The 9,446-nt window shown below is 43.4% G+C and carries 13 protein-coding genes; 12 read left to right on the top strand and 1 reads right to left on the bottom strand.

What is annotated here, in order from left to right:
• Positions 1-242: 242 nt before the first annotated feature.
• Positions 243-728: an Ig-like domain-containing protein gene (locus MOF34_RS11535; protein WP_268400225.1), complete on the bottom strand. Its 486-nt coding sequence runs from the start codon at positions 726-728 to the stop codon at positions 243-245.
• Positions 729-897: 169 nt separating this feature from the next.
• Here MOF34_RS11535 and MOF34_RS11530 point away from each other — a divergent pair, with 169 nt between their 5' ends.
• The 12 genes from MOF34_RS11530 to MOF34_RS11475 all read left to right on the top strand — a co-directional run bounded on the left by MOF34_RS11530 (position 898) and on the right by MOF34_RS11475 (position 9,300).
• Positions 898-1,230, top strand: a complete 333-nt coding sequence (locus MOF34_RS11530) for a putative DNA-binding protein (RefSeq protein WP_003238590.1) — start codon at positions 898-900, stop codon at positions 1,228-1,230.
• 13 nt (positions 1,231-1,243) lie between these two features.
• A complete protein-coding gene (gene ffh, locus MOF34_RS11525) occupies positions 1,244-2,584 on the top strand; it encodes a signal recognition particle protein (protein WP_019714389.1) in 1,341 nt (446 codons plus the stop codon).
• A 105-nt stretch (positions 2,585-2,689) separates the two neighbouring features.
• Complete coding sequence (gene rpsP, locus MOF34_RS11520; protein ID WP_003220815.1) at positions 2,690-2,962, top strand: 30S ribosomal protein S16; 273 nt, start codon at positions 2,690-2,692, stop codon at positions 2,960-2,962.
• Entirely contained in the window at positions 2,962-3,207 is a 246-nt protein-coding gene (locus tag MOF34_RS11515; protein ID WP_003220817.1) for a KH domain-containing protein, read from the top strand. The genes rpsP and MOF34_RS11515 overlap by 1 nt, the downstream gene beginning before the upstream one ends.
• A 121-nt stretch (positions 3,208-3,328) precedes the next feature.
• Positions 3,329-3,715, top strand: coding sequence for a YlqD family protein (locus MOF34_RS11510; RefSeq protein ID WP_019714390.1), 387 nt, complete (start codon positions 3,329-3,331; stop codon positions 3,713-3,715).
• Positions 3,716-3,719: 4 nt separating this feature from the next.
• Positions 3,720-4,244 carry a ribosome maturation factor RimM gene (gene rimM, locus MOF34_RS11505; protein ID WP_019714391.1) on the top strand — a complete coding sequence of 175 codons (525 nt, stop codon included), beginning with the start codon at positions 3,720-3,722 and terminating at the stop codon, positions 4,242-4,244.
• Entirely contained in the window at positions 4,241-4,972 is a 732-nt protein-coding gene (gene trmD, locus MOF34_RS11500) for a tRNA (guanosine(37)-N1)-methyltransferase TrmD (protein WP_268400224.1), read from the top strand. Before rimM ends, trmD begins: the two co-directional genes overlap by 4 nt.
• A gap of 139 nt (positions 4,973-5,111) precedes the next feature.
• On the top strand, positions 5,112-5,459 hold the full coding sequence (rplS, locus tag MOF34_RS11495) for a 50S ribosomal protein L19 (protein ID WP_003220825.1): 348 nt from the start codon (positions 5,112-5,114) through the stop codon (positions 5,457-5,459).
• Positions 5,460-5,603: 144 nt separating this feature from the next.
• Positions 5,604-6,452 carry a ribosome biogenesis GTPase YlqF gene (gene ylqF / locus MOF34_RS11490; protein WP_019714393.1) on the top strand — a complete coding sequence of 283 codons (849 nt, stop codon included), beginning with the start codon at positions 5,604-5,606 and terminating at the stop codon, positions 6,450-6,452.
• A gap of 70 nt (positions 6,453-6,522) precedes the next feature.
• Positions 6,523-7,290: a ribonuclease HII gene (gene rnhB, locus MOF34_RS11485; RefSeq protein ID WP_019714394.1), complete on the top strand. Its 768-nt coding sequence runs from the start codon at positions 6,523-6,525 to the stop codon at positions 7,288-7,290.
• A 28-nt stretch (positions 7,291-7,318) separates the two neighbouring features.
• Positions 7,319-9,022, top strand: coding sequence for a hypothetical protein (locus tag MOF34_RS11480; protein WP_268400223.1), 1,704 nt, complete (start codon positions 7,319-7,321; stop codon positions 9,020-9,022).
• Positions 9,019-9,300: a FlhB-like flagellar biosynthesis protein gene (locus MOF34_RS11475; RefSeq protein ID WP_268400222.1), complete on the top strand. Its 282-nt coding sequence runs from the start codon at positions 9,019-9,021 to the stop codon at positions 9,298-9,300. Before MOF34_RS11480 ends, MOF34_RS11475 begins: the two co-directional genes overlap by 4 nt.
• Positions 9,301-9,446: the final 146 nt, after the last annotated feature.

Below are 9,446 nucleotides of genomic sequence, written 5' to 3'. Positions count from 1 at the left end.
TTTTGAGCTGGGTTGAACTCCGAAGCCCTAATTCTTCAGATAACGTGTTATAACTTTTGTTTCCTTCTTCATACATGTTGACAGCTTTCATCTTGAATTCTTTGGTATAGTGCTGAAAGTGTTGCCCTTTTCTCGCCATAAAAAATCCCCTCCAAGTATAGTGTAACAGCCACTTTTGAAAAGTGGGCTTTTTACACTGTCTACTTAGAGGGGATAATATCAATTTTGGGGCCTTTTTCTTTTTATCTTCTCACTTGATAGGCGAAATGATAAAGGCTGTTATCTGTGGATACCAATCTCGAATCTTCTGAATAAACTCTGAACGGGATGATGTCATAGTAATGAACGGAAACAGATGTGTAATACGTATAATACCCTGCAGCTGGCCCCACATACATTGGAACCTCAAATGTTCCGTTTGCATCGGTTATTCCTGAAGCTGTTTTTGTTGTATTTCCGACCTTCGTATCTGCTTCAAATTTTACTGGAGCGTTTGGCACGGGCTGTCCGTTTTGGTCGAGTAATTTGCCGCTTATTGTAATATTGTACTTGACTCGCCAAAATTGTCCTTGCCCGTAATTGATTTTACCGTAAACCCCTCCATCTGTGCTGATATTTGTGATTGAAGCTTTATAAGGCACCTCAGCAGCGTCTGCCTGTTGTGCCGGGAAAATGATTGTAAATATGGGTACCAAACACAGCATAAACAATAAACCGATTTTTTTCATAAGACATCCTCCTTTTAAATAGGTTCATATACAATATCGGAATAAATTGGATGATATTTAGCAAAAAAGCAACCAATCCTTTGACAAGATAAAAACTTGACAGTCTCGATAAAACCGTGTAAACTAAGTTATCGTAAAGGGATTTGACTTAACAAAGGGGAGAGCTCAAATGTCACTTGAAAAGACAACGAGAATGAACTATCTGTTTGATTTTTATCAGTCGTTGTTGACGTCAAAACAGAAGAGCTATATGTCGCTTTATTATTTGGACGATTTCTCCCTAGGCGAAATAGCCGAAGAATATGAGGTTTCAAGACAAGCTGTTTATGATAACATCAAACGAACAGAAGCGATGCTTGAACAATATGAAGAAAAGCTGCTCCTTTTGAAAAAGTTTCAGGAGCGTAAAGAGATGTTTAATAAGCTGAAGGAGCTTGCTTCCGGTTCAAAAGAAGAGGAAGAAATTACAGCTCTGATTGAAGCGCTTGAGAAATTAGATTAGGAGGCGGCAAACTATGGCATTTGAAGGATTAGCCGACCGACTGCAGCAGACGATTTCTAAAATCCGCGGAAAAGGGAAAGTCAGCGAACAAGATGTTAAAGAAATGATGCGTGAGGTTCGTCTTGCGCTGCTTGAGGCTGACGTTAACTTTAAAGTAGTCAAGGATTTTGTTAAAAAAGTAAGTGAACGCGCTGTAGGCCAAGACGTCATGAAAAGTCTGACGCCCGGCCAGCAGGTCATTAAAGTTGTTAAAGAGGAACTGACTGAGCTGATGGGCGGCGAAGAGAGCAAAATCGCCGTCGCAAAAAAGCCGCCGACTGTTATTATGATGGTCGGTCTCCAAGGTGCCGGTAAAACGACAACAAGCGGTAAGCTGGCGAATCTGCTGCGCAAAAAGCATAATCGCAAACCGATGCTGGTTGCTGCTGATATTTACCGTCCAGCCGCAATTAAGCAGCTGGAAACGCTCGGCAAACAGCTTGACATGCCTGTTTTCTCCCTTGGTGATCAGGTCAGCCCTGTAGAAATAGCTAAACAGGCTATTGAAAAAGCCAAGGAAGAACATTATGACTATGTCATTCTGGATACGGCAGGCCGCTTGCATATTGACCATGAACTGATGGATGAGCTGACTAACGTGAAAGAAATCGCCAATCCGGAAGAAATCTTCCTTGTCGTCGATTCAATGACGGGTCAGGACGCTGTGAATGTTGCCAAAAGCTTTAATGAACAGCTCGGTTTAACCGGTGTTGTGTTAACTAAGCTTGATGGAGACACACGCGGCGGTGCTGCGCTTTCTATTCGCGCGGTCACAAACACGCCGATTAAATTCGCCGGTTTAGGCGAAAAGCTTGATGCATTAGAATCGTTCCATCCTGAACGCATGGCATCAAGGATTCTCGGCATGGGTGACGTGCTGACATTAATTGAAAAAGCACAGGCCAGTGTTGATGAAGACAAAGCCAAAGAGCTGGAACAAAAAATGAGAACAATGAGCTTCACATTGGACGATTTTCTGGAGCAGCTCGGGCAGGTCAGAAACATGGGGCCGCTTGATGAGCTTCTGCAAATGATGCCGGGTGCAGGCAAAATGAAAGGCTTGAAAAACATCCAGGTTGATGAAAAGCAGCTGAATCATGTGGAAGCGATCATCAAATCAATGACTGTTCTTGAAAAAGAACAGCCGGATATTATCAACTCCAGCCGGCGGAAGCGGATTGCGAAAGGAAGCGGGACATCCGTCCAGGAGGTCAACCGTCTGCTTAAGCAGTTTGAAGAAATGAAAAAAATGATGAAGCAGATGACAAACATGTCAAAAGGTAAGAAAAAAGGGTTTAAGTTACCTTTTATGTAATCGGTTATACATGATAAAACCGTTGTTAAGAAAAAACACTTTACAAACACTTTTATCATTGTTAATATACTATCTTGTTGAAATATTTTCGGAGGTGCTAGTAAAATGGCAGTAAAAATTCGTTTAAAACGTATGGGAGCAAAAAAATCTCCTTTCTATCGTATTGTTGTAGCAGATTCTCGTTCACCACGTGACGGCCGTTTCATCGAAACAGTCGGAACTTACAACCCGGTTGCAAAACCAGCGGAAGTAAAAATCGACGAAGAGCTTGCTCTTAAATGGCTTCAAACTGGAGCGAAACCATCTGATACAGTTCGCAACTTGTTCTCTAGCCAAGGAATCATGGAAAAATTCCACAACGCTAAACAAGGCAAGTAATGACTGATCAACACTTGGAAGATTTGATTGTCCGAATTGTGACGCCGCTTGTTGATCATCCAGATGACATTCGCGTCATAAGAGAAGAAACCGATCAAAAGATTGCGCTGCGCTTATCTGTCCATAAGTCAGATACCGGTAAAGTTATCGGAAAGCAAGGCCGGACTGCAAAAGCGATTCGAACAGCTGTATTTGCAGCTGGCGCACAGTCTTCTAAGAAAGTTCAATTTGAGATATTTGACTAAAAGGGAGAGGGCCGGCACCTCCCCTTTTTTTACACGCAAAAAAAGGGTAAACTGATAGAAGCTTAGGCAAAATAGATAATGCCCGAGCCAAAAAAGTTTTAAAAGCGGGGAGCTTGGTGCGATGCAAATTATTCACCGTGTAGCCGTTATGCAAGTCTTAACCGAGCGCAGCAAAGAAAAGCTTTTAGCTTCTTTTGCCGAAAAGAAACAAATGCTTGAACGAGAATGCAGCCAGCTCTATTTTCAGCTTAGAAAACATGAGAAAGAACAGCAAAACCCAGATATGATTGAACAATTTAAAAAGGCAATAGAAAAGCGAAAAGACAATATCAAAATAATCGATTTTCAAATTTCTCAAGTACATACGTTGCCGCTTGGCAGTGAAATGAAAGAAAAGGAAGTCGATGCACTGCTGACGATTGAAGCCGGGGATGACTGGCACGAGAAAACAGCAGCAAACACCATCGTCATAAAAGACGGAAAAGTAATTGAAATTCGCCAGAGGTGATCATATGACAAAGCGATGGTTTCATGTAGGTAAAATCGTAAACACCCACGGAATCAAAGGCGAAGTGCGGGTGATTTCGAAAACAGATTTTGCCGAAGAACGGTATAAGCCGGGCAACACGCTGTATTTGTTTATGGACGGAAGTAACGAACCAGTGGAAGTAACAGTAAACACGCACAGACTGCATAAGCAATTTCATCTGCTGCAGTTTAAAGAAAGACAAAGCCTGAATGAAGTAGAGGGACTGAAAAACGCAATCATTAAAGTGCCTGAAGAAGATTTAGGAGAGCTGAATGAAGGAGAATTTTATTTCCACGAAATCATTGGGTGCGAAGTATTTACCGAAGACGGTGAACTTATCGGAAAGGTTAAAGAAATTTTGACGCCTGGAGCTAATGACGTTTGGGTTATCGGCCGAAAAGGGAAAAAAGACGCACTCATTCCTTACATTGAATCAGTGGTCAAACATATCGATGTCAGCGAAAAGAAAATAGAGATTGAACTCATGGAAGGATTAATAGACGAATGAAAATCGACTTTTTGACGCTGTTTCCCGAAATGTTTGAAGGTGTGCTTGGCTCATCGATTCTTCAAAAAGCCCAGGACAAAGATGCGGTGCGGTTTCAGGTCGTGAATTTCCGGGAGTATTCTGATAACAAGCACAATACTGTTGATGATTATCCTTATGGCGGCGGCGCAGGCATGGTTCTCAAGCCTCAGCCTGTTTTTGACGCGGTCGAGGATCTGACATCAAAGGCAGCAGCTGCTCCGCGTATTATCCTCGTCTGTCCGCAGGGTGAGCGTTTTACCCAAAAAAAAGCCGAACAATTAGCAAAGGAAGAGCATTTGCTGTTTATTTGCGGCCACTATGAAGGCTATGATGAACGCATTCGCGAACATCTGGTAACAGATGAAATATCCATTGGCGATTTTGTTCTGACGGGCGGCGAGCTTCCCGCAATGATGATTGCAGACAGTGTGGTCAGACTGCTACCGGGTGTGCTGGGCAAAGAGGCTTCCCATATTGAGGATTCATTCAGCACCGGCCTTTTAGAACACCCGCATTATACAAGACCGGCAGATTACAAAGGTTTAAAAGTACCTGAAACACTTCTATCAGGAAACCATGCAAAAATCAAAGAATGGCGGAATAAAGAATCGATCAGAAGGACCTATGTAAGACGTCCGGATCTTTTGAAAGACTACCCGCTTACAGAGCAGCAAAGAAAATGGATTTCTGAATGGGAAAAAAAATAGATTTTATTGCATAGGCTATGAAATTGTGATAAGATACTACTTGTGGCTTAAGCGGGCTCATCCGCTGCAAGCTTGAAAACGATGTTCCGCTGTGCCGGGTTTTGTGGCCAAGAGCATCTGTTGGAAGGAGTTGAAAACGATGCAAAAACTAATTGAAGATATCACAAAAGAACAGCTTCGTACTGATCTTCCTGCGTTCCGTCCTGGTGACACTTTACGTGTACACGTTAAAGTTGTTGAGGGTAACCGTGAGCGTATCCAGATCTTTGAAGGTGTTGTGATTAAGCGTCGTGGTGGTGGAATCAGCGAAACGTTCACAGTTCGTAAGATTTCTTACGGTGTTGGCGTTGAACGTACTTTCCCTGTACACACACCAAAAATCGCGAAAATCGAAGTTGTACGTTACGGTAAAGTACGCCGTGCTAAGCTTTACTACCTGCGTGAACTTCGCGGAAAAGCGGCTCGTATTAAAGAGATCAGACGATAATGATAACGAACGAAAAGAGCTTGTTACCTGTAACAAGCTCTTTTTTTATACAGAATTTGAAAATGCCGGACAGGCATCGTAAAATACATAAAGGACAACAAAGAATCATGCATACTGAAGAGATAAAGGCGGTGTTCGTGTCACATGACAATTCAATGGTTCCCGGGCCATATGGCAAAGGCAAGAAGGGAAGTAACCGAAAAATTAAAATTAATCGATATAGTATATGAATTGGTCGATGCCAGAATTCCAATGTCATCAAGAAACCCAATGATTGAAGATATTCTAAAAAATAAGCCGCGAATTATGCTGTTAAACAAGGTCGACAAAGCTGATGCGGCAGTTACACAGCAATGGAAAGAACACTTTGAGAACCAGGGGATCCGATCCTTGTCCATTAATTCTGTAAACGGACAAGGCTTAAATCAAATTGTGCCGGCATCAAAAGAGATCCTTCAAGAAAAATTTGACCGGATGAGGGCAAAAGGTGTGAAGCCGAGAGCAATTCGCGCTTTGATTATCGGCATTCCAAACGTCGGAAAATCAACGCTTATCAACCGGCTGGCAAAGAAAAATATAGCAAAAACGGGAGACAGACCTGGTATTACGACATCTCAGCAGTGGGTCAAAGTCGGGAAAGAATTAGAGCTATTGGATACACCGGGGATTTTATGGCCAAAGTTTGAGGATGAGCTTGTCGGCTTGAGGCTGGCCGTCACCGGGGCTATTAAAGACTCGATTATCAATCTGCAGGACGTGGCTGTGTTTGGCCTTCGTTTTCTCGAAGAGCACTATCCTGAACGGCTGAAAGAGCGTTACGGCCTTGATGAGATCCCAGAGGACATTGCAGAGCTGTTTGATGCAATAGGTGAAAAGCGTGGCTGTCTCATGAGCGGGGGGCTCATTAACTACGATAAGACGACTGAAGTCATTATCCGCGATATCCGCACTGAAAAGTTCGGTAGGCTGTCATTTGAACAGCCGACTATGTAAAGACGCGCAGAAATGTGGGTCTTTATTTTTTCGTGACCGAACCGATACATAGAGTAAGGGAGAAGAGAAAGTGAATACATTAACCGTAAAGGACATTAAAGACCGTTTGCAGGAAGTGAAAGATGAACAAGACCCATTTCTTGCCCAATGTGAAAAAGACCCGAGAAAAAGCGTTCAAACGCTTGTAGAGCAATGGCTTAAAAAGCAGGCGAAAGAAAAAGCGCTGAAAGAACAATGGGTGAATATGACTTCCTATGAAAAACTGGCAAGAAACAAAGGATTTCGCTTGATTGCAGGTGTTGACGAGGTCGGCCGGGGGCCATTGGCAGGGCCCGTTGTCGCCAGCGCAGTCATCCTTCCAGAGGAATGTGAAATACTTGGGCTGACAGACTCCAAAAAGCTCTCAGAAAAAAAACGTGACGAATATTACGAGCTTATTATGAAAGAAGCACTGGCGGTCGGAATAGGAATTGTAGAAGCCTCTATCATTGATGAAATCAATATATATGAAGCTTCAAAGATGGCAATGGTAAAAGCGATACACGATTTGTCAGATACACCTGATTATTTGCTTGTTGACGCAATGACGCTACCGGTCGGCATAGACCAGTCGGCAATTATAAAAGGCGATGCTAAAAGCGTGTCTATTGCAGCAGGTGCGTGTATCGCGAAAGTGACGAGAGACCGGATGATGAGCGCTTATGCTGAAACATACCCCATGTACGGCTTTGAAAAAAATAAAGGCTATGGGACAAAAGAGCATCTCGAAGCTCTCGCAGCATACGGCCCAACTGAATTGCACCGCAAAACTTTCGCTCCTGTTCAATCTTTCAGATAAACCGATGGACAAGGAGGCACCTCTTTAAATGAATATACGAAATGATGTGCAAAAGGCGCTGCAGCACCTTTTTGGAAATACAGCAGTCCCGCAGGAAACATCCAATGTTAGCGAAGCGCTAAACGGGGAGAAGCGTCTCCTTTTAGGAAAAGTGCTTCGTCTATTAGGAGATCGGCATGCGCTGATTCAAGTCGGCAATCAAACTGTCCAGGGAAAACTTGAAACTCAGCTTCGCCCTCAGGCGTATTATTGGTTTTCCTACGAAAAAACAACAGCAGAACAGACAGGCCGTCTTCAGGTCGTTCAAAGCTTTGACCAAAATCCCAAATCCATTCAGGATGCAGCTGGCAAACTTTTAAATGCCATTTCAGTAAAATCTTCCAACGCCGCTCTCATGATGACTGGAGCGATGCTGAAGAGTAAAACACCTGTAACAGAAAATGATATCAAAACAGCTGTCCGCTGGATGGAGACGCTGCCTGCGCCAGATACAAAAAAAGCGATTGAAACCGTTCTATTCGCTTTAAAGCGTGAGCTTCCCATTCATCCCGAGGTTTTGAGCGGTGTCAACGCTGTGAAATCGCCTGTTCCGCTTCATCAGCATGTCTCCCGGCTGCTTCAGGCAATCAACCAAAACCCTGAGCAGAACCAAATGACGGCAAAGCTAAAAGAAGCAGTTACGGCACTGTTTAATAGTGAAATTGATGTCCATGCGGAACGTCTGCTTGATAAGCTTATCTCTCTAACAGACAATTCCAAAGCATCTTCTCCAGGCAATACAGTTGGAAACAGTGAGCTTAGCGTACAATCTGGTTCCCTCGGAAAGGCGGAACAGAGAAGCATACAAGGCGAGTCTGGCAAAACAGCAGCAGACATTCCCATCAAAGAAGCCCGCCAGCTGCTGACAAAGCTGACGGAATCTGCTGAAAAAAACAGCCTTCGCATTGTGAAAGAAGCAGCAAATTGGATTAAGGCGGCTGCTTCATCGGGTAGTAGTAACTCACCTGCAGCTTCAGCTGTTTTTCAGGTGGCACAAGTCACAGATCGGGAAGCCGAAGTCTTTTTAAAGGCTGTTCAGCAGGCAGCACCTAATTTGGCTGACAGGGCAGATGTTCTTTCTTTCTTATCCAAAGTGAAAACGGCTATCGGCGCAAGGGACGAGCTTGCATTCATTAAAGCGTTTGAACAAGGAAGCGCAGTCACACCTGACGAAATACAATCCATCAAGCTGGCTCTTTATGCCGCAAGAGCGTCGCATGAGGTAGCTGAACCTGTCAAACAAGAAGCCGATCAGCTTTTTCATAAATTAAACGGCCTGCTTTTCATGCAGCAGGACCATCCGTCATACAGCCAAATTGTAATGTCATTTCCGCTGTTTTCGAAGTCAGGGGTTCAGGACATGACGGTTCTGTTTAAAGGAAAGAAGGAAGCGGATGGAAAGCTTGATCCTTCTCATTGCCGCCTTTTGTTTTTGCTGCAGCTGCATACGTTAAAAGAAACCGTTGTTGATTGTTTGATACAGCAAAAAGTCATGACCATTACAATTGAGACTGATTTCGAGCTTCAGGCTGCAATCGATCCGATGGTGCCCGCGCTTAAACAGGGCCTGAAGGACATGGGATACAGTCTTTCAGGGGTAAACGCTAAAAAAAGGATTCACTGCGAAGAGAAGGCTGCAATCGACCAGTATGTAACAAGCATCAGTGACCAGGAAGTGGATGTGAAAGTATGAAAGAGCAGACGCCGATCAGAAAAGCTGTGGCTCTCCATTATGACGACCTAAAAGACAAGGCGCCGAAAGTGATTGCGACAGGAAAGGGCCATGTAGCCGACAACATTATCAAAGAAGCGAAAAAGGCAGGGGTCCCGATTCAAGAAGATCGGACTCTTGTCGAATTAATGCGCCATTTGACTGTAGATGATCAAATCCCGGAAGCTCTTTATGAAACAGTAGCCGAGATTTTTTCGTTCATTTACAGATTGGACGAAAGCGTAAAAAATAAAAAATAGATAAAATATTCCCCATCCTTCGTTTGAAATTTATGTTTTTAATAAAATAAAAGTTTGAATGTTTAGAAGGATTTAAAGATTTTGCATCGAACTCTAGACAATTCTTCCAGTATTATTATAGAATGAAAGCGCAGTCTATTTTAGTT

Origin of the sequence: Bacillus sp. T17B1 (assembly GCF_026796395.1) — a bacterium.
GTDB lineage: Bacteria > Bacillota > Bacilli > Bacillales > Bacillaceae > Bacillus > Bacillus spizizenii_A.
The sequence above is the reverse complement of the archived record's forward strand: the minus strand, read 5'-3'. Positions and strand labels throughout refer to the sequence as shown.